At 63.7% G+C, this 23,870-nt stretch carries 22 protein-coding genes; 15 read left to right on the forward strand and 7 right to left on the reverse strand.

Annotation, left to right across the window (positions count from 1 at the left end; translation table 11 throughout):
- Nucleotides 1-135 precede the first annotated feature (135 nt).
- Genes BLQ01_RS14995 through BLQ01_RS15005 form a run of 3 tightly spaced genes read left to right on the forward strand, consistent with a single transcriptional unit; the run spans nucleotide 136 to nucleotide 4,280 of the window.
- Complete coding sequence (locus BLQ01_RS14995) at nucleotides 136-1,155, forward strand: LacI family DNA-binding transcriptional regulator (RefSeq protein ID WP_091552608.1); 1,020 nt, start codon at nucleotides 136-138, stop codon at nucleotides 1,153-1,155.
- A 14-nt stretch (nucleotides 1,156-1,169) separates the two neighbouring features.
- Entirely contained in the window at nucleotides 1,170-1,895 is a 726-nt protein-coding gene (locus BLQ01_RS15000; RefSeq protein WP_026547399.1) for an HAD family hydrolase, read from the forward strand.
- A gap of 30 nt (nucleotides 1,896-1,925) precedes the next feature.
- A complete protein-coding gene (locus BLQ01_RS15005; protein WP_091552610.1) occupies nucleotides 1,926-4,280 on the forward strand; it encodes a glycoside hydrolase family 65 protein in 2,355 nt (784 codons plus the stop codon).
- A 34-nt stretch (nucleotides 4,281-4,314) separates the two neighbouring features.
- Here BLQ01_RS15005 and BLQ01_RS15010 read toward each other — a convergent pair whose 3' ends face one another.
- A complete protein-coding gene (locus BLQ01_RS15010; protein WP_091552611.1) occupies nucleotides 4,315-6,000 on the reverse strand; it encodes a PucR family transcriptional regulator in 1,686 nt (561 codons plus the stop codon).
- Between the two features lie 126 nt (nucleotides 6,001-6,126).
- On the opposite strand from BLQ01_RS15010, the gene BLQ01_RS15015 reads away from it, so the two are divergent.
- The 6 genes from BLQ01_RS15015 to BLQ01_RS15040 all read left to right on the forward strand — a co-directional run bounded on the left by BLQ01_RS15015 (nucleotide 6,127) and on the right by BLQ01_RS15040 (nucleotide 11,572).
- Nucleotides 6,127-7,422: an alpha-hydroxy acid oxidase gene (locus BLQ01_RS15015; RefSeq protein WP_175493454.1), complete on the forward strand. Its 1,296-nt coding sequence runs from the start codon at nucleotides 6,127-6,129 to the stop codon at nucleotides 7,420-7,422.
- Nucleotides 7,422-8,363 carry a transporter substrate-binding domain-containing protein gene (locus BLQ01_RS15020; RefSeq protein ID WP_091552613.1) on the forward strand — a complete coding sequence of 314 codons (942 nt, stop codon included), beginning with the start codon at nucleotides 7,422-7,424 and terminating at the stop codon, nucleotides 8,361-8,363. The genes BLQ01_RS15015 and BLQ01_RS15020 overlap by 1 nt, the downstream gene beginning before the upstream one ends.
- A 48-nt stretch (nucleotides 8,364-8,411) precedes the next feature.
- A complete protein-coding gene (locus BLQ01_RS15025) occupies nucleotides 8,412-9,335 on the forward strand; it encodes an amino acid ABC transporter permease (RefSeq protein WP_035761107.1) in 924 nt (307 codons plus the stop codon).
- Nucleotides 9,335-10,099, forward strand: coding sequence for an amino acid ABC transporter ATP-binding protein (locus BLQ01_RS15030; RefSeq protein ID WP_026542147.1), 765 nt, complete (start codon nucleotides 9,335-9,337; stop codon nucleotides 10,097-10,099). Before BLQ01_RS15025 ends, BLQ01_RS15030 begins: the two co-directional genes overlap by 1 nt.
- A gap of 88 nt (nucleotides 10,100-10,187) precedes the next feature.
- Nucleotides 10,188-10,568, forward strand: a complete 381-nt coding sequence (locus tag BLQ01_RS15035) for a RidA family protein (RefSeq protein ID WP_026542146.1) — start codon at nucleotides 10,188-10,190, stop codon at nucleotides 10,566-10,568.
- 230 nt (nucleotides 10,569-10,798) lie between these two features.
- The gene (locus BLQ01_RS15040) at nucleotides 10,799-11,572 is read left to right on the forward strand and encodes a sigma-70 family RNA polymerase sigma factor (protein WP_091552614.1); all 774 of its coding nucleotides are present in this window, start codon (nucleotides 10,799-10,801) and stop codon (nucleotides 11,570-11,572) included.
- Between the two features lie 101 nt (nucleotides 11,573-11,673).
- Here the strand turns inward: BLQ01_RS15040 and BLQ01_RS15045 are convergent, their stop codons facing one another.
- Together BLQ01_RS15045 and BLQ01_RS15050 are read right to left on the reverse strand one after the other, a co-directional pair.
- Nucleotides 11,674-12,150, reverse strand: coding sequence for a hypothetical protein (locus BLQ01_RS15045; protein ID WP_254779472.1), 477 nt, complete (start codon nucleotides 12,148-12,150; stop codon nucleotides 11,674-11,676).
- 225 nt (nucleotides 12,151-12,375) lie between these two features.
- Nucleotides 12,376-12,705 carry a hypothetical protein gene (locus BLQ01_RS15050; RefSeq protein WP_139183502.1) on the reverse strand — a complete coding sequence of 110 codons (330 nt, stop codon included), beginning with the start codon at nucleotides 12,703-12,705 and terminating at the stop codon, nucleotides 12,376-12,378.
- Between the two features lie 118 nt (nucleotides 12,706-12,823).
- Between BLQ01_RS15050 and BLQ01_RS15055 the strand changes: the two genes are divergently transcribed.
- A complete protein-coding gene (locus tag BLQ01_RS15055; RefSeq protein ID WP_091552618.1) occupies nucleotides 12,824-13,441 on the forward strand; it encodes a hypothetical protein in 618 nt (205 codons plus the stop codon).
- A gap of 159 nt (nucleotides 13,442-13,600) precedes the next feature.
- Here BLQ01_RS15055 and BLQ01_RS15060 read toward each other — a convergent pair whose 3' ends face one another.
- Entirely contained in the window at nucleotides 13,601-15,094 is a 1,494-nt protein-coding gene (locus tag BLQ01_RS15060) for an MFS transporter (RefSeq protein ID WP_254779473.1), read from the reverse strand.
- 159 nt (nucleotides 15,095-15,253) lie between these two features.
- Here BLQ01_RS15060 and BLQ01_RS15065 point away from each other — a divergent pair, with 159 nt between their 5' ends.
- Entirely contained in the window at nucleotides 15,254-16,501 is a 1,248-nt protein-coding gene (locus BLQ01_RS15065) for a glycoside hydrolase family 26 protein (protein WP_254779474.1), read from the forward strand.
- On the opposite strand, the gene BLQ01_RS15070 is transcribed toward BLQ01_RS15065, so the two are convergent.
- Nucleotides 16,437-16,967, reverse strand: coding sequence for a MarR family winged helix-turn-helix transcriptional regulator (locus tag BLQ01_RS15070; RefSeq protein ID WP_081733579.1), 531 nt, complete (start codon nucleotides 16,965-16,967; stop codon nucleotides 16,437-16,439). The two genes, BLQ01_RS15065 and BLQ01_RS15070, sit on opposite strands and share 65 nt — an antisense overlap.
- A 64-nt stretch (nucleotides 16,968-17,031) precedes the next feature.
- Between BLQ01_RS15070 and BLQ01_RS15075 the strand changes: the two genes are divergently transcribed.
- The 4 genes from BLQ01_RS15075 (at nucleotide 17,032) to BLQ01_RS15090 (ending at nucleotide 20,889) form a co-directional block, all read left to right on the forward strand.
- Entirely contained in the window at nucleotides 17,032-17,796 is a 765-nt protein-coding gene (locus BLQ01_RS15075) for a class I SAM-dependent methyltransferase (RefSeq protein WP_091552775.1), read from the forward strand.
- Between the two features lie 48 nt (nucleotides 17,797-17,844).
- Nucleotides 17,845-18,942, forward strand: coding sequence for a LysM peptidoglycan-binding domain-containing protein (locus BLQ01_RS15080; RefSeq protein WP_091552622.1), 1,098 nt, complete (start codon nucleotides 17,845-17,847; stop codon nucleotides 18,940-18,942).
- 228 nt (nucleotides 18,943-19,170) lie between these two features.
- Entirely contained in the window at nucleotides 19,171-20,292 is a 1,122-nt protein-coding gene (locus BLQ01_RS15085; protein WP_091552623.1) for a PheS-related mystery ligase SrmL, read from the forward strand.
- Nucleotides 20,293-20,553: 261 nt separating this feature from the next.
- The gene (locus tag BLQ01_RS15090; RefSeq protein ID WP_091552625.1) at nucleotides 20,554-20,889 is read left to right on the forward strand and encodes a hypothetical protein; all 336 of its coding nucleotides are present in this window, start codon (nucleotides 20,554-20,556) and stop codon (nucleotides 20,887-20,889) included.
- Nucleotides 20,890-20,997: 108 nt separating this feature from the next.
- On the opposite strand, the gene BLQ01_RS15095 is transcribed toward BLQ01_RS15090, so the two are convergent.
- Nucleotides 20,998-22,752, reverse strand: coding sequence for an HNH endonuclease signature motif containing protein (locus BLQ01_RS15095; RefSeq protein ID WP_091552777.1), 1,755 nt, complete (start codon nucleotides 22,750-22,752; stop codon nucleotides 20,998-21,000).
- A 269-nt stretch (nucleotides 22,753-23,021) separates the two neighbouring features.
- Entirely contained in the window at nucleotides 23,022-23,867 is an 846-nt protein-coding gene (locus BLQ01_RS15100; protein ID WP_091552626.1) for a TspO/MBR family protein, read from the reverse strand.
- Nucleotides 23,868-23,870: the final 3 nt, after the last annotated feature.

Consider the following 23,870-nt stretch of genomic DNA (forward strand, 5'->3'; position numbering starts at 1 on the left):
CGCGTCACAATTTCGCATTCGGCCGCACTCTATTGAATGACAAAATTGTAAGCGCTTACACTTTTGGCTGGTGACCCGGTACGGGTTGCATGCGAAGGCGTTAGGCGAGCGTGGAAAGGGCTGAGGCCGTGTTGCATGGTTAGCACTCACAGGGCGACAATCCAGGACGTGGCCGTCCTCTCCGGGTTGTCCATTTGCACGGTATCCCGGGCCCTCAGGAACCTCCCGAACGTTTCCGAACGGGAACAAGAACAGGCAGCCGGTGCTGCCGCCAAGCTGGGCTACAAGGCTCTGGCTGCAGCGTCCAGGCCGGCGGCCGGCAGGGCGGGTTCAGTGGCCATCGTGGCACCCACTGCCACGTCCTGGTTCTTCGCCCAGGCCGTGGAGGCAGCTGAGGAAGTCCTCGGCGACAGCGGCTATGACACCGTACTGATCAGCCTGCGCAACCAGGACAGCGTGCGGCGGCAGTTCTTCGCAGACCTGGGAAACCTCGCGCAGAGAGTGGACGGGCTCCTCCTGCTCACCATGGACCTGGTGCCCGGCGAGGTGGCCGCGTTGGAGGCGTGCGGACTGGCGATAGCCAGCGTGGGCATGGAAAATGTTCCGTGGGACAATGTAGCTATCGATGACGAACACGCAGCCTGGCAGGCAACCCAACACCTGCTGGGGCTGGGCCATTGGGACTTGGCCGTTCTCTCGAGCAATGAACACCCGGTTGCGACGGAGACTCCACGGTTCCGTGGCTTCAAGCGTGCACTGGATGAACACCACCTCACCGTCCACCCGGACCTTGTGGTGTGTGCGGGGCCAAGCATCGATGACGGCCGGCGGGCAATGACGGAACTCATCGCCCGCGGCGCGAGCCCCACGGCGGTGTTCGCACATTGCGACGAAGCCGCGTTCGGTGCGTTGAAGGCGCTCCGCGAATACGGTTTATCCGTGCCCAAGAACGTGTCAGTGATCGGAATGGACAACCACCCCATGAGTGGGTTCCTTGGGTTGAGCACCGTGGCGCAGCCCGTGGCAGACCAAGGCGCCTTCGCAGCGAACCTGCTGTGCGAACGACTCCTGAATACCGAAACCCCCCACCAGCCCTCCAACCATCTGCTCGATACCAAGCTCATCGAACGCAAAACCACGCGCCACAAGCGCTGAACGGATTACTGCACATGACTGATCTTCGTAATGCCTGGACAGGCGCTTCAGCACTGTTGTTCGACCTCGACGGCGTGCTGACGCCCACTGCCGTGGTGCACGAGCATGCGTGGCAGGAGCTTTTCGATGACTATCTGGCCAAAGCCGGTCACCCGCAGGGGTATCGGGAGAGTGACTACTTCGACCACATTGACGGCAAGCCGCGGTTCGACGGCGTGCGTGATTTCCTGGCATCCCGTGGCATCACCTTGCCCGAAGGCCCGGTCCACGACGACCCCGCGAACCAGACCGTGCAGGGCCTGGGCAACCGCAAGAACGCCATCTTCAACGAGATCGTCAACTCCCGCGGTGTTGAACCCTACGAGGGGTCGGTCAAGTTCATCAACGCCGCGCTGGAGCTTGGATTGAAGGTGGCGGTAGTTTCGTCCTCCCGGAACGCGCCGGCTGTCTTGAAGGCCGCCGGCCTGGACCACCACTTCGAGGTGGTGGTGGACGGCCAGGTGGCTGCCGCCGTCGGACTTCCCGGTAAGCCGGACCCGGCCACGTACGTCTATGGCGCGGGCCTGCTGGGCGTGCCTGTGGAGGAATGCATTGTGGTGGAGGACGCGGTGTCCGGCGTCCAAGCCGGCGCAGGCGCCAATTTTTACGCCGTGATCGGTGTGGACCGCGGGGCGGGCCGCCAGACACTGCTCGACGCCGGCGCCACGCTGGTGGTCGACGACCTCAACGATCTTCTCTGACCCTACTTTTTCGAAGGACTTCAACCGCCCATGGCACTCATCAGCACCGATCGGCTGCGCTTCCCCTGCGAGCCCTGGAAGCTCGTGGAGAATATCCACGTCCCCGGTGACGAGGGGACGCTGGAAACGCTGTTCGCGCTTGGCAACGGCCACCTTGGCATCCGCGGCTCGCATTCAACAGCGGGCGATTCCGAACTTCCCGGTACGTTCATCAACGGTTTCCACGAGATCTGGGATATCAAGCATGCCGAGAATGCCTACGGTTTTGCCCGGACCGGCCAGCGGATTGTGTATGTTCCCGATGCCAACAACTTCACGGTTTCCATTGATGGCGAAGCCCTGAGCCTGGCGGAGTCTGCCGTGGTTGACTACCACCGCAGCGTCGACTTTTCCACAGGCATCTACGAAGAATCCATCACCTGGGCCTGCCGCTCGGGCGCTACCGTCACCACGGTGGAGCGACGCGCAGTCGGGTTCGATTCGCGCGGATGCCTGGGCCTGGAATTGTCTCTGACGGCTGACCGGGTGGTGTCCGCGGACATCACCTCCGGCATCGTGAACCGTCAGGACCAGCCTGTGGAGGACCACTCGGCCCACGACCCCCGCCGTTCGGGCCGGCACGCCGGGCGTGTGCTGCTGCCCCTGCACCTTCAAGGTGCCGACGGCTCCCTGCGCCTCGCCTGGGAGACCTCCGAATCGCGCCAGCGCGTCGCCATGGCCGTGGACCATTGGATCTCGGCCGAAGGCCAGCCGTTCGAGACCCTGGTGGGCGAGGACGACTCATCCGTCCGCTACGTTCTGGCAATCCACGACGGCGAGACGTTCCGTTTGGAGAAAACGGTCAGTTACGTGGTGGCCGGGTCCTCTAACGCCGAAGACCGGGGCGAAAGCCTGGCAGCCGACGCCGAAGCGAACCTGGTGCCGTTCGCGGACATCCTGGCCCAGAGCAAGGCGCATTACGACGAGTACTGGACCACGGCCGACATCCTGGTCGGTGGCCAGCCCGAAATGCAGCAGGCGGTCCGCTGGGGACTCTTCCAGCTGGCACAGGCCACCGCGCGTGCAGGGGTGGCTGGCATCCCGGCGAAGGGCGTGAGCGGCTCCGGCTACGAGGGCCACTACTTCTGGGACCAGGAGATCTACCTCCTGCCGTACCTGACGTACACCAACCCCTGTGGTGCCCGGAAAGTCCTGGAATCACGGCACGCCATGCTGCCCGATGCGCGGGTACGGGCCAAGGAACTCAGCGTGGACGGTGCTCTGTTCCCCTGGCGGACCATCAACGGCCTTGAAGCCAGCGCCTACTACGCGGCCGGAACTGCCCAGTTCCACATTGCCGCGGCCATCGCCTTTGCAGCCAACCGCTACGAATGGGCCAGCGCCGATGCCACCTTCCGCGACGAACTGGGTGCGGACCTGCTGATCGAGACAGCCCGCATGTGGGCATCGCTGGGCTTCTTCGGCAAGGACGGCATGTTCCACATCCACGGCGTCACGGGCCCGGATGAGTACACGGCCGTGGTCAATGACAACCTGTACACCAACGTGATGGCCCGCTTTAACCTTCGTGCCGCCGCTGCGTTGGAACACGAAGGCATTGCCGACACGGAGCGTTTGGTGTGGCGCCAGGCAGCCGAACGGATGTCCCTGCCCTACGATCCGCACCTGCAGCTCCACAGCCAGGACAACGACTTCATGACACTGGAGCCGTGGGACTGGAACACCCCCAAGTCCAAGTACCCGTTGTTGCTGAACTTCCACCCGCTGGTGATCTACCGGCACCAGGTCCTCAAGCAGGCCGACACCGTACTGGCGATGTTCCTTCAGTGGCAGGACTTCTCGGCCGAGGAAAAGCAGCGCGCTTTCGACTTCTACGATCCCATCACTACAGGCGACTCCACCTTGTCCGCCTGTGTCCAGGGCATCATGGCCGCCGAGGTGGGCTACGGCGACGTCGCGCTCCAGCACTTCACCGAGGCACTGTTCATCGACCTGGACAACTCGCACGGCAACACGATCGACGGCGTCCACATCGCCTCCACCGGAGGGATCTGGAGCTCCTTGGTCTGTGGTTTCGCCGGCATGCGGGACCAGGGCGAGGTGCTGCGCTTCGATCCGCGCCTTCCCGTGGAATGGGAAGGGCTGTCGTTCCGGCTCAAGGTCCAGGGACGGCTGCTGGCCGTGGACCTGGCACAGGGTTCAATCGGGCTCACGCTCGTCTCCGGACCCGGCTACAGTGACGAACCCCTGCGCATTGAGGTGCGGGAACACGTGGTCACCGTGGGCGCCGACACCGTTACTGTTCCGCTCGAAACGGTACCGGTGCCACCGCCGTCGATCTTCCCCAGCCTCTTCCCGACGGCGGGACTTCCCATCATCCGCTAAGGCGCGGGCTGCGTGGGATAACTGTGAACCGGGCTCACTTCGAGGCCAGGTCCATGGTGGTCAGGCGCAGCCACAGCCAGAGCCGTTTCTGCGGATCCGCCAGGTCCAGGTTGAAGTCCTCGGCCAGGCGGGTCACGCGGTACCTGACCGTGTTGTTGTGGACATGGAGTTGTGCGGCCATGGCCGAGATGTTGCCGTTGCTCGCCAGATAGGCGCGGAGGGTGTCCAGGTAGTCTGTTTGCTGCTCGGCATCCCGTGCCTGGATCCTGGCGATCTCATCCGTGCCGTCCAGCCCGTTCTCCTCGATGAACGCCCCCACTTTGATCAGGTTCAATGGGATCTGGAAGTCCTCATAGAGGGCAACCCCCGGCGGATTCCCGGACACCCGTGCGTTCCCACTGCGCGAGTTGCCGGCACCCCGGCCCTTCCCGCTGCGGGTGTGCAGGTTCAGCAGGTGGTTCAGCGTCTGGACTGCCTCGGACCGGGATCGGGGAAGATCCTCAATGCCATCGGCGATGCCCCCTACCGTGGCGATGACCGGGTAGGAGCTGATGGTGTGCGAGTACGCCTGGATTTCCTGGATGATCCGTCCATGCACCGCCCGGGGCGAGTTCCCCTTGCCGCCCGGCAGGAGCGCATAAACCACTGAACCCAGCAGAGCGCTGTGGCCGGTGCCGAACTGGACATTGCACACCGTGGTCACCAGATGCAGGAGCCGGTGGATGTCACGGACGGATTCCAGGCTTCCGGTCTCCGGGCGGACAATCGAAAACGCTGCTACGGCCAGCCCGTTGGCAGTGTCCAGTCCCAGTTGGGCGGCGGCGAACGCGGCGTGCGGAGTGTCGTCCATGAGTGTTCGGATCAGGTCCGCGTTGCGTCGCTCCCCGAAGTCCGAAGCGGAGCGGGCGTGCAGCATGTGCAAACCGGCCAGCGGCGCCATCCGGTCCAGTGCGTTAAGCGCAGCTGCCCGGTTTTCCTCGCCGGGATCGATGATCCAGATGGAACCCAGCAGCTCGCCTCCAGCCCGGACGGCGAGCGCAAGGCGGGCCATGCCGTCCTCGGGCGCCGGCACCAGCACCGCTCCCGGGGCCGCGTAGACGATCTTGAAATCCTGGTCGAACGCCGGAGGGGTGGTCTCTTCCAGGGTGAGCGTAGTGATGCGCCGCAGCTCATCGATGGGTTGGCCCGGCAGGGTGGAGTAGCCAAGGATGCGGCCCAGCGGATCCACGATGCTGGCGGCGCCGTTGGTGATGGACGCCGCGGCGTTGGCGAAAGCGTAGAGGTCTCCCAGCCGGACCCCGGCCACTGAGTCGGCTGCGGCACCCATGACGGAGGCCCTGGCCAGTGCCACCAGCCGGGTCCAGTCCGCGTCATCCGGTGCTACCAGCACGGACAGTCCATAGTCCAGGGCGGCTGAACGGAGCTGCTCCATCTTTGCGCCATGCGCTTTGACGATCACTGCCGCGGCGTTGCTGTTCGCTGCCCGGTGGAGGAGCTGATCGAAGTCCGGTGAGCCGTAGGTGCATCCGACGGCAAGGATGATGCGGTCATCCACGCTGGACCAGTGGTCCAGGGGATCGTACATCAGCACGTCCGATACGGGATGGCCCAGGTTTTCCGGGGTGGGGTTGGCGTTGACCAGGTCCGCTTGCATCAGCTGGATGCAATCGGAGAGCCGTACTGCCGCCTGCTGGATCCCGGGTTGCTGGGCTGCGTCCATAGCTGGACGTTATCACAGGGCTATTTGTGATCTTGTGGAGGATTTCACATATAGAGGACATGAGATCTACGTCACTATTGGGAAAGGAGCTGGGCGGTAAGCCCGGCATGAACCCAGAGGACTCCCATGAAATTCAAGGACATCAAGGCACTCGCCTCGGTGCAGGGACCGGCCCGCTCCACCGGGGAGCGCCTGGCCCGGAAATGCTACAGCGTGGAGGACATGCGGAAGCTGGCAGCCAAGCGCCTTCCCAAAAGCATCTTCGACTACATCGAAGGAGGGGGCGAGGACGAGGTTTCGCTCCGGCGCAACCGGTCCTCGTTCGATGAGTGGTCCTTCCTTCCCAAGTGGGGATCCGTGGACAACCTGGACCTCAGCTCAACGCTCTTGGGCGGACCCGTCTCCATGCCGGTGACCCTCTCGCCCACAGGCGGGACGCGCCTGTTCCACCCCCAGGGTGAGTCCGCGGCGGCCCGGGCCGCGCTCGCCGATGGCATTCCCTACGGCTTGGCCCACCTCAGCACCACCACCATGGAAAATGTCAGTGCCGCTGCGCCGGGCCTCCGCCGGTGGTTCAACCTGGAGCCCACGCCGGACAAAGCGCTGCTGCAGGCCGTCCTGGACCGCGTGTCCGCGGCCGGCTACGAAGCCCTGCTGGTCAACGTTGACTGCCGGGCCATCGGCCACAGGGAGCGGGACTACCGCAACGGGTTTACCGCACCTCCGTCCATCAAACCGAAAACCGTGGTGGAAGGAATGCTGCACCCTGCCTGGGCGCTGGGGTTCCTGGCCAACGACGCCATAGCTTTCCCCAACCTCGATGCCGACACCCCGGAGGGTCCTTTGGCCAGCTCCCCGGACATGTGGCGCACGCTGCTGGCCGGTTCCTACGAACCCACGGACTGGGACGACATCCAGGATCTGCGCGAACGCTGGAACGGGCCGATCATCCTCAAAGGTGTGGTCAATCCGAACGACGTCGCGCTGGCTGTTGCGCTGGGCATCGACGCCATCCAGGTCAGCAACCACGGCGGACGGCAACTGGACCACATGGCCACTGCGCTGGATGTCCTTCCCGACATCGTGGACAGGGCTGCCGGGCAGCTGGAAATCATCGTCGACGGCGGCATCCGCCGGGGTTCGGACGTGGTCAAGGCCCTGGCGCTGGGTGCTGATGCCTGCTCTATCGGGCGCCCCTATCTTTACGGGCTTGCGGCCGCCGGGGAAGCCGGCGTGGCCCACGTCCTGAAAATGTTCCGATCCGAAATCACCCGCACCATGATGCTCCTGGGAGTATCCACCGTTGAAGAACTGCGTACCGAAGTCCGGGACCTGATCCGGCACCGCAATGAAGCTTTCACCCGCACCCAACCAACCCCCAAGGCCGACCCCATGGGCCTTGCACACCTGAGGACTCCCTGATGACGAATGTCTCCGCACCCCGCTGCACCAAACGTGCCTTACCCGCCGTCGTTGTGACAGCAGCCATCATGCTGGCAGTGACGGCATGCAACCCCGCCGGCAACGCACCGGCGTCGGACTCTTCCGGCGGAACCGCAGCAGCAGGCACAGGCGTGCCCGCGCTGGAAGTGAACCAGGCCGCCGTCGAGCTCCTTCCGGAATCCATCAAGACATCCAAAGTGCTGCGCGTGGCCATCCCCACCAACGAGCAGCCAACCCAGTTCTACCGTGAAGGCACGCAGGAAATGACCGGGACCAACCCGGACGTGGCCCGCCTCATCGGCCAGGCATTGGGTGTCAAGGTGGAGATCCAGGTGGCTAACTTCGACTCCATCATTCCCGGCCTGGCGGCAAACCGTTATGACATGACCGTTTCCTCCATGACCCCCACGGAGAAACGCATGGAAGTCCTGGATTTTGTCGACTACATGCAGATCGGCAGCGCGATCGCCGTACCCAAGGGCAATCCCGCAGGCATCAAGGACCAGAACGCGCTTTGCGGCAAGAAGGTTGGCCTGTTGACCGGCTCCTACCAGCTGACCGTCAACGTTCCCGACTACGACGCTGCCTGTGCTGCCGCCGGCAAGGACGCCATCCAGAAGAGTGAATTCCAGGACACCCGGCAGGCGATTTCTGCGCTGGGCAGCGGACGACTGGACACTGTGCTGGCCGACTCGCCCATCCTGAACTTTGCCGCCACCCAAAATCCGCAGATCGAGATTGCCCACACCTACGAGTTCGCTCCCGTGGGGGTGGGCGTGCCGAAGGAATCCGGCCTGGTGAAATCCGTCTCCGCCGCACTGGATGCCGTGATCAAGAGCGACTCATACATCAAGGTCCTCGGGAAGTACGGGCTTGAAACCAGTGCCATCACCGAAGCCCGCGTCAACGTCGCGCAGTAGTTGAATTCGAACCCAGTAGTGAAAACTCCCAATAAAGAGGCAGTGGCTATGCAGCAGCAACCCTCAACTCCAGATACCAAGGACTCCGCAGCGGTGGTTTCCGGTGATGCGATTCCCGTGGTGCCCTTGAAACATCCTGTGCGTTTGGTCCTGGCTGTGGTCCTCGTCCTGCTGGCTCTGGGGGCCGCGTGGGACGTCGCAGTCAACCAGCGCTACAGGTGGGACGTGGTGGCCTCCTACCTGTTCGCCCCGCAGATCCTGGCCGGCGCCGGGCTGACGATCGTGCTCACTGTGGTGTCCATGACGGTGGGTATCGCCCTTGGCACGCTGCTGGCGATCATGAGACTCTCCGACAACCCCATCCTGAGCACCATCAGCCGCGGCTACATCTGGTTCTTCCGGGGTACGCCCCTGCTGGTCCAGTTGATCTTCTGGTACAACATTGCAGCGCTCTACCCGGTGATTGCCTTCGGGCTTCCGTTCGGCGGACCGTCAGTGGTCCTCGGATCAGCGAACGTCCTGATCTCCCCGTTGGGGGCCGCGCTCCTGGGGTTGTCCTTGAACGAGGCAGCCTACATGGCCGAAATCATCCGTGGCGGCATCGGTTCCGTGGACAAGGGACAATACGATGCCGCCCGTGCACTGGGCATGAGCGGCGGGAAGCTCATGAGCCGGGTGATCCTGCCGCAAGCCATGCGCGTGGTGCTGCCACCCACCGGCAACCAGGTCATCTCCATGCTGAAGGGCACGTCCCTGGTGAGCGTCCTTGCGATCTCCGACCTTCTCTACTCAGCCCAGATCATCTACGCGAACAACTACCAAACCATCCCGCTGCTCATTGTTGCCAGCCTCTGGTACCTGCTCATGACCACCGTCCTGAGCTTCTTCCAAAACAAACTCGAACGCAGGTACGGGCGCGGCTTTGATGCAGCACCGCGACGGATCCGCAAGCCCAGGACAAGGACAGCATGATGACAACGGCCATGGTGGAAGCCCGGGGCGTCCGGAAGAACTTTGGTGTTATCGAAATCCTGAAAGGCATTGACCTCAGGGTTGAAAAGGGATCGGTGACCTGCCTGATCGGCCCGTCCGGTTCCGGCAAGACCACGTTCCTGCGGTGCATCAACCACCTTGAAAAAGTTGACGCCGGACGGCTTTACGTCGACGAGCACTTGGTGGGCTACACCGAGCGCAACGGGAAGCTTTACGAAATGAAGGAGCGCCAGACAGCCCGCTCGAGGCTCAATGCCGGCATGGTGTTCCAGCGCTTCAACCTCTTCCCGCACATGACCGTGCTGGAGAACATCATCGAGGCACCCGTGCATGTTCTGGGCCGGCCCCGCCGTGAAGTGGTGGTGGAGGCGCAGGTGCTGCTGGACCGGGTGGGCTTGGGCAACCGCGGCCACTCCTACCCGCAGGAGCTTTCCGGCGGTCAGCAGCAGCGCATCGCGATCGCCAGGGCACTGGCCATGAAGCCCAAGCTGATGCTCTTCGACGAGCCCACCTCGGCCCTTGACCCGGAGTTGGTAGGCGAAGTCCTGGACGTGATGAAGTCCCTGGCGGAGGCCGGAATGACCATGGTGGTGGTCACGCACGAGCTCGGTTTCGCGCGCCAGGTTGCCGATCAAGTGGTGTTCATGGACGGCGGCGTAGTGGTGGAAAGCGGTCCACCCGAGCAAGTCCTGGGCAGCCCCCAACACGACCGCACCAAGGCATTTCTCTCAAAAGTTCTGTAACCCCCAAACATTTGTCCAGTGTGCGTTCGGCAGCACACGTTCCCTCCGCAGCACACGTCCCCTCCGCTTAACGAAAGGCATCACCAACATGACGCGTCACCAGGTGGTCACCGACCTCGCACCCAGCCCGGCCGGCCCTTACTCCCAGGCCATCGTGGCCAACGGATTCCTGTACACCGCCGGCCAGACGCCCCACGATCCCACTACGGACGAGCGCGTAGGAATCACCATCGAGGAACAGACCATCCGGGCCATGGAGAACCTGGCCAAAGTACTTGGCGCGCACGGCCTGGACTTCTCCCACGTGGTCAAAGCCACCGTGCACCTGCATCACCCACGCCGTGACATCGACGGCTTCAACGCCGTCTACGAAAAGTACGTCGTTGCCCCTTACCCGGCGCGGACCACCGTGGGTTCGTTCCTGGGAGACTTCCTGGTGGAGATCGACGTCGTAGCGGCCCTCCCGTAACCGACTACCCCCACTGCCGGAGGTACTAGCCGGGTACCAGGCGGAGGTACTAGGCGGAGGTACCAGCCGGGGGTACTTGCGGGGGTATTTCAGCACCTTTCACGCGGCCCCGTCCGATGCCGGACATTGCGCATTGGGCGGGGCCTTCCTTGACTGCGCCCTCATCAGGGCTGCAGAACAGCAGTTCCCTCCAACCCTGATCCATGCCCTCCCTACCCTGAAAGGCCGTCATGTCCGCCCAAGCCCTGCCCTGCCCAAACCGCGGTGACCCTGCTTCCGCCCAACCATTGAACGACCAACAGTTGCTGGCATTGGTTCGTGGCGGTGACGTTGCCGCCTTCGGCGAACTGTTCATCCGTTACCGGCGGGTGGGAGGTTTCGTGGCCCGCGCGGAATCAGACAACCCCAGCGATGCCGCAGACATTGTGGGCGAAGCGTTCGCCGCCGTCTTCCAAGCGATCGTTGAGGGCCGCGGTCCGGTGGAGTCGTTCCGGTCCTACCTGTTGACCACAATCCGGCGGATGGCCCACCGGAAGAACCAGAAGGCAACAAGGCTGGTCCTGATCGACTCGGGTACCGTGGATGCCTTTGCTTTTTCCGGCGACGACCACGTCCTTGGGACCCACGAGTCCATCATTTTGGTGCGTGCTTTCCGCGAGCTGCCCAGGCGCTGGCAGGACGTGCTCTGGTACGTCGACGTCGAAGGACTGAAACCCGCGCAGGCTGGTCCGCTTCTTGGCCTGACCCCGAATGCGCTCTCCGCCTTGGCCATACGGGCGCGCGAGGGCCTCCGCCAGATGTACCTGCAGAAGCACGTCGGCCAGGCCACTGTCCAGTCCTGCACCGAATACCTGCGATACCTGGGCAGGTATGTCAGAAACGGACTGCGCGGAAACGCCCAAGCCAGGGTCCGGGAGCACACTGAACGCTGCGCCCACTGTTCAGCCGTCCTCGCGGAACTCCGCGAGCTTCAGGCGTCCATGCGGACCACCACAAACAAGTAGGGGGAGCAGCGCGTGCCGGGAAGTGGGCCACCGTGTGCTGGAACTGCGGCAGCACATGCGGGAAGTGGAGCAGTCCATTCCGGCAGATACCAATGCCCGTACTAGGCGACGTCGGAGCTGATGTGATCCCCGCCGGCAGACGGATCCCCACTGGCAGGCTGGTCCCCACTGGCAGGCAGATCCAAATCAGCCGGCCGGCTCCCGTCGGCACCCTGGGCCCCCACTACGCCCTGGACCCCCACTACGCCCTGGACCCCCACTAAACGCCTGCGCTCCAGCTCGCAGTTGATCAGGTCCAGCAGCGCCTGTGCCGGTTCGGACAAGTGATGTGTATCCGGTGAGCCGAGCTGGTCGCAGTGAATGAGGACGTGGCGGATGCGTTCCAGTTCACGGGACGGCACCAACGGCCAGCGGTGGAACAGCTGCCGGACTGCTATCGCTCCAAGGAGGGCATCGGGCTTGTTTGCCGCGTTGTGGTTTCCGTGCTGTGCAGCGGCTCGTCGTCTGGCGATACTGGCTGCCGAGAGCGCAACGCCGTGGGCCATGAGATTCTCGGCCTTGAGTGAATTCGGGGCCATGGGGGACCTCCCCGGGGTAGAGCGAAGGAAGCCGTTGCCTGACTACGAAATCAGCTTACAGAATGTGAGTTATGTCATGTCAATCATTACGTAAGGCTGCCGCCGTCGTGATCTACAATTCCGTTCCGCGGGCTGTGGCGGCGGGCTTGTGATGAGCTCCAGACGCGGCACCGTTCCTATGGACCGACCCCATGTTGGCCGACCAGTGAAGCGACCCGGCCTGCGTTAAAAGCCGCGCCGGACCGCCGTTTTGTCTAGATCGGAGTGATGCCGGGCCCGGCGGAGAAAGCTGCCGAGCGCCTCTGTTTCCGACTCGGTGCGAAGTATTGAGAAGTCCATGATCCCAGCGCGCTCGTCAGTGTCCCACACGCGCCAGCCCGTGCCGTCACGATCGATCCAGGCCGAACGTTCGGCGCGGCCGGTCCGACCGAACCAGTTCGCAGTTGCCACGCGAACTGTGGCCAGATATTCCGCTACCCTCGCCATGGTCAGGGATTCGGGGTCCGCCAGCAACTCGTCCAAGCCGTGCAGGTAGTGCAGCTCTTGATTGTGCATGATCCCAGTATCGTTCGGTTTGCGGTGGGATCCGGTCATTGCCTGCTGCCAACCAACGTGCCGGAGCGCGTCGGCGGGTCGGCCTCGGATTCAAAATCAATGAATACATAGTGGAGCAATGAGCCGCGCCAACCGAACCGCTACCCAGGCTGCCCTGATTGCCGCTATCCTTCTGGCGCTCGTCTCGTGTGCCGCTCCGGTGCCATTGTCCGAGGCGTCCTCACAGTCCATCCCACACGACGCGGACAGTGGACAGACCATCGCCGAAGCCCGCGGGGCCATAGATGCCATCCCCGGAATTTCGGTCACCAGCTTTACCGGCGGAGGGCCGCCGAACGTGAAGGGAAACACCGGGTACGCCGTGGCGTTCGCCATTGAACCCGGATACGCCCTCGTCTACGGCGACTTGCTCATCGACTACATCATCCGCAACGTTTGGGCTGTGGGGGAAGGCTACATGCCGAACACCCAGATCCAGATCAGCGCGAGTACCGCTGACGGGGAGCCGTTTTTCGACCTTGCAGCCGCAGCTGTTGGCTCGGCCTGGGTCAGCCCAAAGACCTCGGCCACTCCGTCGCAACACAGCACCGTCATCATCCCACTCAGCGCTGACGACCCCGAAGGGGCCCGGAACCTCATGAACTTCAAGCGTGACGGTTCCTGGCCGGGCGTCATCCCGAAGCCCCTCCCGGACCGCATCACCCGCTTGGAAACCGCCCCCGCGCCGGCGGGATGAATAACCATTCCTGGTGTGGCCCAGCAGGCGGAAATCGACGACGTTGCCCCGGACGCGGCGCCGCCACTTGCAACGCGGTGACGGCACCCGCGATGCGGCACCCGCGATGCGGCGCCAGCGCCCGCGGCCACCCGCGGCGCCGGCGCCGGCGCCGTGCAGCTAGCCCAAGTGGACGTGCGGGGTATCGCCTGTTCCGCTGAAGGTTTTACGATCGATCCTGATCAGGAGTAATGCGATCGGTAAGATCAAAACCGCTACGCCGGCCGCCCAAAGGAACACCATCGAGTAGCCCGCGGTCAGCGCTGCCAGGGGCTCACCGCCGGCGGCCACGGTGGCTGCGGCTGCGATGGCGCTGAAGAGTGCGATGCCCAGCGAGCCGCCAATCTGCTGTGACGCGTTGACCAGGGCGCTGGCCACTCCGGCGTCGTCCTTATCGACGCCGAAGAGGGCGAGGTTCTGCATGGGGACAAAAACCAGGCCCAGCCCGATGCCCATCAGGATCAACGCAGGCAGCATGTTTACCGCATACGTCCCATCCGGCGTGACCTGGGTGAGCCACAGCATGGCTGCGGCCATGAAGACCGGACCAAGTGCACTCGGGATTTTGGCGCCCAGTTTTGGCAGGTTTTTCGCAACGATGCCCGCCGTGATGATCAGCACCACTGTCATGGGCAACGACGCGATTCCGGCCGCGAACGGCGCGAAGCCCAGGACAATTTGGAGATAGAAGTTGATAAACAGGATGCCGCCGATCAGCACTGCACCGGCGAGGAAAGAGGCCAGAAAGGCAGCGGCGCGGTTGCGTTCGGTGGCCACGTGCAGCGGCAGCAGGGGGTTCTTGACCTTGCGCTCGACGGCGACGAACAGGACCAGCAACAGCACACCTGCCGCGATGAAGCCCCAGGATTCCACTGCACCCCAACCGTGCTCGGCGTTGGCGAAGCCGTAGACCAGGGAGCCCAGGCCCAAAGCGGCAAGAACGACGCCGGGCCAGTCGTATTTGGTGGAACCTCCGGCTTTGCTTTCACCCACCAAAGTCCACACGCCGATCAGCGCGATGATCGCGATGGGGACATTGACGAAGAAGCACCACCGCCATGAGACGAACTCGGTAAGGAAGCCACCCAGCAGGACACCCACCGCTGCGCCGACGCCACTGATGGATCCAAAGATGGCGAAGGCGGTACCGCGGTCCTTGCCGCCGGGAAAGGCCACCGTCAGGAGCGCCAGGGCGGCCGGGGCGAGGAGCGCTGCAAAGATGCCTTGCAGGGCGCGGGCGCCGATCAGTTCCCAGGGCTGCTGGGCCAGGCCTCCGATGAGCGATGCCACTGCGAAGCCTGCTGAGGCGGTGAGGAAGGTCCGCTTCCGTCCCCAGAAGTCGGAGATCCGCCCGCCCAGCAGGAGGAAGGCGCCGAAAACCAGGGCGTAGGCCGTGACCACCCATGAGCGGGTGGAGTCGCTGATGCCCATTTCCAGCTGGAGCCGGGGGAGTGCCAGGTTCACGATGGTGCCGTCCAGGACCACCATGAACTGGGCGAGGGCCAGGAAGGGGAGGGCTCGCCAGCCGATGCTTTTGCTGTTTTTTCCGCCCGGTGGGGTCCCGTTGCTTGTTGGGGCTTGAGTGCCCGATGTCCCCAGTACTTGTGATGCCACGCGTCACCCATTCTTGAAAGTAGTAATACTTATAAAAGTATAAGTACTTTGAGGTGCAGGCGTAAGCGATCAGACAGTGAGATGCGTCCCAGTTCCATCAAAGGCAGGCACCTTACTAGGATGGGGAAAACCGCAGGCGGGAAAGGGTTGGGATTTATCGTGGGGGAACAACCGGAAGCGGGTCGGGATGCCCGGAAGGCTAACCGCGCCGAACTGTGGCGGGCCTTTGCCTTGCCTGCTGTGATTGGTCTGGCAGTCCTTGGAATTGCGGCAGTGAACTTCGCAAATGGCCTGACGGAAAAGCAAGCCCAAACCGCATCCGGGTTGAAAGCCTGCGAAGTCCTTCCCCGGGCTGCCCTCGCTCCGGAGTCCGGCGCACTGTTCGGCGTAAACCTGGACTGGCATAACAAATCGCTGGCCGATTTCGCCAAGGACCTGGGCCACAAACCGGCAGTCAGCGTCTCGTTCACAGGCTTTCCGCTGACTACCAAGGACGAGGATGATCTCCGGCGGGCAGTAGAACAGATTCGAGCCGACGGCCAGATGATGCTTTTGACGCTGGAACCGCACAATGGACTTGCCACCATCACTGAGGAAACCGCCACAGCCTTGGCGAAGGACCTCGCCGAATTCAACGACGACGGTGTCCCCGTCATCGTGCGGTTCGCCCACGAGATGAACGGTTCCTGGTACGCCTGGTCCCAGCAGCCCCAAGCGTATAAGGAAGCATTCCAGACGCTTGCCAACGCCGTGCACTCCACCGCGCCAGGGTCGGCAATGATGTGGGCTCCCAACTACGGCGGCGGCTACCCCTTCGCCGGTGGGCAGTTCGAAGCTAAACCAGGCACGCCGGAATTTGCCGCCCTGGACACCAACGGCGACTCCGCACTGACCATGGACGATGACTCCTACGCGCCCTACTACCCGGGCGATGACGCTGTGGACTGGGTCGGCATGTCGCTGTACCACTGGGGCAACACATATCCATGGGGTGAAAATGAACTCCCCGAACCCCGCAAGTTTGCCGACCAACTCACCGGAAACTACCGCGGTGCCAATGGTGATGACAGCCTGCTCCCGGATTTCTACGGCGTATACGGCACCCAACGTGGCAAACCCGTGGCTATCCCTGAGACGGCCGCCCTCTTCGCACCATCAGCCGGTGGCGAGTCCGAAGCCGCCATCAAGGAAGCGTGGTGGAGCCAGCTCTTCAGCCCCGGGACGCATCAGCAATTCCCGCAACTCAAGATGATCAACTGGTTCGAGTGGGACAAGGAGGAAGTGGAAGTAAAGGGCCGGGTGGATTGGACCGTAACCAACGCGCCCGGGATTCGTGATTCCTTTACCGCAGCGCTCCCGGACTGGTTCCGCTTCGGTCCCGGGGAGGCGTGCCAACCCCGGCAGTGACAACTGGCGCAGGCGTCTGTTCAGGCTCGGCCAGGAACGACGCCAGCCGCTCCAACGCCGGGAGGCTCGCCGCGATCTGCTCCCGTTCTTCCGGAAGCAGGCGGGCGCTCGCGGCGTTGAGGGCGTCCGCCCAAGAACCCTCCAGGAGCGATTTGATCCGCCGGGACTCGTCTGTTGGGTGGAGGGAGACGTAACGCTTGTCCGTGGCATCCTTGACCCGGGTGACCATCCCGACCGCCACAAGCTCGCGCAGTTGCGAGCTCACGTTGCTCAGCTGCCTGCCGAGCCGGGCCGCTACCTCGGCAACGGTGATGCCCGGATGCGATTCAACAACCCGCAGTATCTCGAGCATGCCGTTCGAAATGGGAGGCAGGCCGGTCTCGTTGAGCGACTTGCGCCGGATGTCGGACGAGATGTCGATCATGCAGGCGGCCAAGGCCTTATGGTCCACGGTCTCTTTTCCCATTCCACAAGCATAGGTGGGGGTGGACCCCTTCAATCTGCCCGCCGTCGCCTGCGATACTCGCAGCATGATCAACCAGCAACAGCTCTGGGACCACCATGCCGCAAAGCAGTACGACACTCCCGGCGAGGGAATGTTCTCCCCTGGGGTGCTTGGTCCCACTGTTGAGGTCTTGTCGGAACTTGCGGCGGGCGGTCCCGCCGTCGAATTTGCCATTGGTACCGGACGGGTTGCAATACCGCTGCAGGAAGCGGGGGTGCCGGTCAGCGGTATTGAGTTATCCCACGCGATGATCGCGCGCCTGCGCGAGAAAGTGGGGGAGGAACGCATCCCGGTGGTCCAGGGCGATATGGCCGAGGCTTCGATAGGTGCCGATTACACGTTGGCATTCCTGGTTTTCAACACCATCGCCAATCTCCTGACACAGGAGGAACAAGTCCGGTGTTTCCACAACGCTGCCCGCCACTTGGCACCCGGCGGCCGGTTCGTCGTCGAGCTCTGGGTACCGCAGCTGCGTTCACTGCCGCCCGGGCACGGCGGGACAGTGGAAGTGAGCCGGCCAGGGTACCTCCTGGTGGACACCTACGACGTTCTTCGGCAGCACGTCATCTCACACCACGTGCAGTTCGGCCCCGAACTTTCGGACGGGCGCGAAGCACAGATCGGGCGGACTCCACACCGTTACATCTGGCCGGCCGAACTCGACCTCATGGCACGGATAGCCGGCTTCGAGCTCGAATCCCGTTGGGCCGATTGGGATCGCAGCGAGTTCACTGCAGAGTCCCGCAGCCACGTGTCCGTGTATCGGCTGCCTGACCAGCGGATGACCTGAGCGGCGGAAGACCTGAGCGGCGGATGACCAGCGCGGCAGTATGCTCGAATGGTTGCCGGGCATGACGCCGCGGCACGCTGTATTGGGGGAATAGTGAAATTCAGGTTCAAGGCTGCCTTGGTCGCGGTGGTTCTTTCCACCGGGTTGGTTGCGTGCACCTCGCAGGATGCACCCAGTGACCTGAATCCGCCGGTGCCCGCCGAGGCTTCGCCCACAGACTCCGCTGCCGACGCACCCACGGCTGCGGCGTCCGCCCCCAGAGCGTCCTCTGCCGACGACGCCCCGGCTGCGCTGGGCGACACCGTTGCCGATTCCTTCGGCAACGCGCTCTTTTACACGACGGTCGACGGCGACACCCTCACCAACGTCGCGGCCTCCTTTGGGCTCTCCTCCGCGAAGCTTGCCGGCTTCAACGGAGTCGTAGCTGACACGCCACTCGGATCCGGAACCAAGCTCCGCCTCATCCCGGGACCCGGGCCAATCACTGGTGCCACGGGAGAAGCCACCGAGGATGCATCCGGCATCCCTACGAGCTACGTCATCGCGGCGGGCGACACCCTGGACGGGATCTCCTACCGTTTCGGAATCAGCGGCAAGCAGTTGGCCGAAGCCAACAAGGTCCCTTACGTGTACGAGCAAGGCAACACGTACTTCATCCGTTCAGGACACACCATCCAGCTGCAAAAGAAGCCTGTGGACAGCCGTTCAGGTGCCGGCGACACCATCAACAATTCCTTCGGTCAGCCCATTTTCTACACCACAGTGGACGGTGATTCCTTTGACAGCCTCGGCTACCAGTTCAGGTCCACCACCGAACAATTGCTGATGTACAACCCTTCCCTCTCAGCCGGCATGCCCATCCCTGCCGGCACGAAAATGAGGTTGATTCCCGGAGATCTTGCCATCGAGGGCGCCCGGGGCACCTTCACCGCAGACGCTGATGGAATCCCTTTGACGTACACGACGGCGGTTGGAGACACGGAGCGGCAAGTTGCCTTCCGGTTCAGCGTAGTCGACCTCAGTTCAGCGAACAGGCCCCTGACGGGCACCGCTGGCTCCTGGTACGAGGTTGTCGACCGGCCGAACGGGGTGCTCGCGCCCGGACAAACCGTCAGCCTGGCTCTCAACAAACCCATCAACAGGTAGGCCGCGGGTGGGTTGCCTGCGGGTGGGTAGCCTGCGGGTTAAGGAAACGCTCCGGGGCTGTGCCAGTTCCCCTGACAGGGGTAGAGTCGGCGCATGCCTTCTACGCGCCGATTTACTTGCCCCCGACCGCTCTCCGGTCGCGAGGGCTGGATGGCGCGCGCCTAGGTCCTGGCGGCGGAGCGGGTCGGGGGAGGAAGCCCCTCACCCATCTCAATCCAAGGACCAGCAATGCCTACCTATCTCACCCCTGCACAGCTTCACGCAGCCTTGAACGTCCGGGACCTTTCGAATCCCGACCAAGGCCACCATGCAATGCAATCGCTCCTCAGCGACGTGGTGCACGGTCTACGCGAGCAGTGGAACGTGCCCCAGCAAACAGTTCGACACAGTCCATTGGTCAGCGTTGCCGACAACTACGATCGACTGGGTTTCAGCCCGGCCGACGTCACTCGCGACCAACGGTATTCCCGCTACGTCAGCCCTACGGTCATGTTGCGGAGTCACACATCAGCTTCCATTCCTGCGCTCCTGCGGGGGCTTGATCCGTCCCAGCCCCTGGACGAGCTCTGGGTGATCCCCGGCCTTGTCTATCGGCGTGACTCCATAGACCGCACCCACGTCGGCACGCCCCATCAGGTGGACTTGTGGCGCGTTGGTTCCACCACTGCCCTGGGCTCCAAGCATCTCCAGGAAATGATCGATTCCTTGGTGACGGCGGTACTCCCGGACGCTCAATGGAGGGCAGTTCCGTCTCCGCACCCCTACACGTACGGGGGCTTGCAGATTGACGTCCGCTGCGACGGCGAGTGGATGGAACTGGCGGAGTGCGGGCTCATGGCCCCGAAGCTCTTCCTTGATGCGGGTCTGGATCCGGGAAAGTGGTCGGGCCTGGCCTTGGGGATGGGATTGGACCGTGCCCTCATGCTCCGCAAAGGCATTCCCGATATCAGGCTGCTCAGGTCGTCGACCCCTGGGATCCAACAGCAAATGCTGGACTTGTCACCGTGGAAACCGTCCTCCAGGATGCCTTCGATCCGAAGAGACCTTTCCATTGTTGTTGACAGCGGTGTGGACGATGAGGTGCTCGGAGACCGGGTTCGTTCGGCTCTGGGGGAGAGGGCTGAGGACCTGGAAAGCGTGGAACTGATGGCACTCACGCCAAGCCAGGAGCTTCCCGCGGCCGCGAGGAATCGGCTCCGTATCCGCGACGGGCAGTCCAACGCCCTGATTCGGATGGTGATGCGTCCCCTTGCCAGGACAATGACCGATCCAGAAGCGAATCGGGTCCGGGACGATGTCTACCTGGCCCTGCACGAAGGCCCCGTCAAGGAACTCATTTCGGGCCGATAGGGCTGGGCTGCCGGGCAGGAGGATTGTGCTGCAGGCCAGACAAGCCGCGTGACAGGCGAGGTTTGCTGCGCTGTGCCGGGTTCTGGGCGCGGCGTTTGCGGTGCAGGCCAGGAGGGTTTGCGCTGCAAACTAGACAAGCCGCGTGGCAGGCGAGGGATGTAGGGCTGTGCCGGTGGTCCGCTTTGGCTGCCGGCACAGCGGACCATAGATGAGCCAACGCTGGCGAAAAGGCACTGCGTGTGGGATTGCTAGTCTGAAGTCATGACCCGTCGCCTTGCAGCCTTGTCCGCCGTCCCCGTCGTGTTGCTGCTCGCGGGCTGCGGAGCCGTGGAGGAAGCAGCCACCAGCGCGGCCAGTGACGCCGCATCCAAGGCCGCTACCGCCGCTGCCGATGAAGTAACCAAGCAGATCTGCGCCGTGGTCCAGGACGGATTGGTGGGTGTCGAGGATAAGCAGGTACTGGCGGGCCTGGTAACAGCTGCCGATGCCGCAGGCGTGCCGTCGGACATCACCACGCCCCTTCGCCAGATCGCCGACGCCGGGGACCAGGTTCCGGCCGAGTCCGTCCAGGCACTGAAGAGTGCTTGCCCGGCTTAAAGCTGTTCAAGATCCTGCGGAGTCAGTTGGGTAGTTCTCCCAGGCATGGCGCACGCGTGCTGGCGGGGGATGTTCGACCGGAGATAGGCTGCCGCGCCCCGCAGGGTGTCAAGGCTCCTCGCGCCCAGCAGGTAGCAGGGTGTGTTCGTGCCCTGCCGATGGGAGGCTGCCGTGCCCTGCCGGTGGCAGGGTGTGTTCGTGCCCTGCCAGTGGGAGGCTGCCGTGCCCTGCCGGTGCCAGGGTGTTTTCGTACCCCGGCAACGGCGGCGCTTTTGACTGATAGACGTGTCCGGTAGGAGTTCGGACCTCCAAGGTGTGCGTTTGGCCGTCGGAAGTACTCGAACTCCATCCGGGGTTTTCCTTGTTGTGATTGCACGCCTCGCACAGCCCTGCACCGTTGTTCATGGTGGTGGTCCCGCCGTCGTGCCAGGGAACCACGTGATCCAGATGCCTGATGGGGGCATCGCAATAAGGGGTCCGGCAGGTGTGGTCGCGGGTCTCGATGAAGCGACGTAACCGATGTGGGAAGATCCTCGCTTTGGAATCCATGGTCAGGAGTTCGCCACTTCCCGGCGCGGTGTAAAGGCGACGGATCAAGACCCGGAACTCTTCTTCCTCCAGCGCATCCGTATCCAGACGGCTTTGGCTGGCGGACCCGGCAACCGCCGCATTCGAGGGCACGGGTGGGGTCCCGGCCAGTGACGTGGACCCAGCCCTCTTGCGGGACGTGGGTTGGGGTTGTTCGTGGGGTGTGGTGTGCGGGGTGGGTTGGTCGCGGGATGTGGATAGCGGCGTGGGTTGGGGGCGTGTACGGGGTGTGGTGAACGGCGCGCGTGCGGACTCTGCGCCCGACCACACCAGCTTTTCCGATGCGTCATGCCTCTTTGATGCGGGTGGTGCTCCATGCCCGCCGGAGCCGTCGGTCAGCAGGACTCTTGCCCATTCAGCGGGGACGATTCCGTACCCTTGGATGCGGGCCGGTTCGCTGTCACCTTGGAAGAGGGTGCGGTCTGTCATGACGAGCTGGAGGTCGATCCCTGAGATCCCGCCTGGCGTTCCGGTGGCGCGCTCGACGAGGGTATCGGCCATAATCTGTCCACGGTTTCGGCCGTCGCCTGTCGAACGGGCCGAATCTGCGTGCCGGCTAAGGGCAGCATAGGCCGCGACCCCTTGAGCCACCGGCAGCAACGCGGTCAGGATGGTCATGGTGTCCGGAGCCGGGCGGAGACTGACCCTCCGTTCTGAAGCGGCGTGGCTGGCCCTCTGGGTGACCGAGCGCGGATCACGCCTGTAAGCCGCAGCTTTCGCCGCAGCAACGATGTTCCGGTCACCGGATCCGTTGAATGTTCCCGTGTCTGGTGCAAGTTCTTCATCCACGGCGAAACGGTCTTCAACGCTGAGGCACGCAGTCTCCTTGACCAACAGGGTGGCACGCCATTCATTGAGCTGACCCGTTTCAAGCGCTGCCATGGTTCGTGGCATTTCGGTGACAAGAGCCTTGGCAAGTCCGAGCAGGCGGGACCCACGGTTGGGCGATTCACGCCGGGCCAGGGCTACCTGCGCAGCGACTCCCCGGCCCTGCTCCGCTGGGGGGACGCCGGCTTCGGCCTGTTCCCTGCGCTGAGCAAGATCCAACGCGACAGCTGCCCTGGCCTGCCGGGCGGTGATGGCGGATTTCAGGTCTTCGAGGACGCGAATCTCGTTGACGAGCTCTTGGCTGTTGGAACTCGCGGGCACCGAAGCAAGTGCGGCGGCCAGGGCACTCAACGCAACACCGGGCTGAGCCGGCTCATAAAGCGTCGAGGCTTCGACAGGCAGGGGCAGCTCGTTGCCGCCCGCTTGCCCGTGCCGAATCCGCTCCATGTGCCAACTCTTCCAGCCACGGGAAGCGCCCATCAGGTGTGAATTCATCTATGTGGAAAACATCGGGTGTTGAAGCGACACAGGCCGTGCTTCAGCAGCCGCTGTGTGCTTGTCCGGTTGCACGGGCCCACAAACAGAACCGCAGGGCCAAGCCCGGCGCTCTTTGCGTCGGAAGGCTGGATGACCACCGTCTAGACCCCGCCGGGCCCGGGTCAGCAGGGCCAAGCCCCCGGGCTCAGCTTCCGTGGGCTCTGCTTCCGACAGCTGGGCTACCTAAGGCCGGACGTCGGAGCCCCAGCCCCGGCCCCGGCCCTAGCCCGCGCCCCAGCCCCCGCCAGAACCACCCGGGTACGCACGGTGATCGCGGCCCCGAGGACCAGTGCAGCAGCGACGGCCGCAGCAATCGCGGTGGGGAACGACTCGGGTGCGTCAGCGCTGCGGCCGACGGTGATCCAGGCAAGGCCCCAGGCAATGGCGGCGGCCAAGGCCAGGCGCCCGTGGCCTTTGATGGCCAAAGCGACTCCCACGGCGGCCACTACAACCAACACCGCTACTGACCAGAACTCGGGCCGCAAACCGAACCCTGCGAATCCGGAGGCCTTCAACGCAGCTGCGATGTTGGCGCATACGGCCACGCTGGTCCACCCGAGGTACAAGCCCAACGTTCCATCGACCACCACTGCCTCAATCCACGAGGCGGCACGGCTCTGGCTGTAGCGGAGGAATGACAGAACCAGCGTCACAAGCAACGCCAGAATGACGACGACGCTGACCAGGAGCCAACCGGCTTGAACCGACAGGATCCAGGCCGCATTCAGGATCATGGACACGGCCACGATCCAACCCAGGGACCGTTGCCGGGGATTGGTCCGCTGCGACGGCAACCACTGCCATACCGTATAAGCCAGCAACCCGGTGTACACCACCGACCAGATGGAGAAGGCAGGAGTCGCGGGCGCCAGGAGGGTGGAATCGGCGGCCAGCGCGCCGCCTGCTGCCTGCGCGATGGGGGTTCCGCCGAAAACTCCGACGCCGATCATCGAGCCAACGATGCAGATCACCAAGCTGGCGGTGACAGTGATCTGCCGGGCGAGGTCCGAACGTTCTGTTGCCATGTG

This window comes from Arthrobacter sp. UNCCL28 (genome assembly GCF_900102805.1).
Classification (GTDB): Bacteria; Actinomycetota; Actinomycetes; order Actinomycetales; family Micrococcaceae; genus Arthrobacter; species Arthrobacter nicotinovorans_A.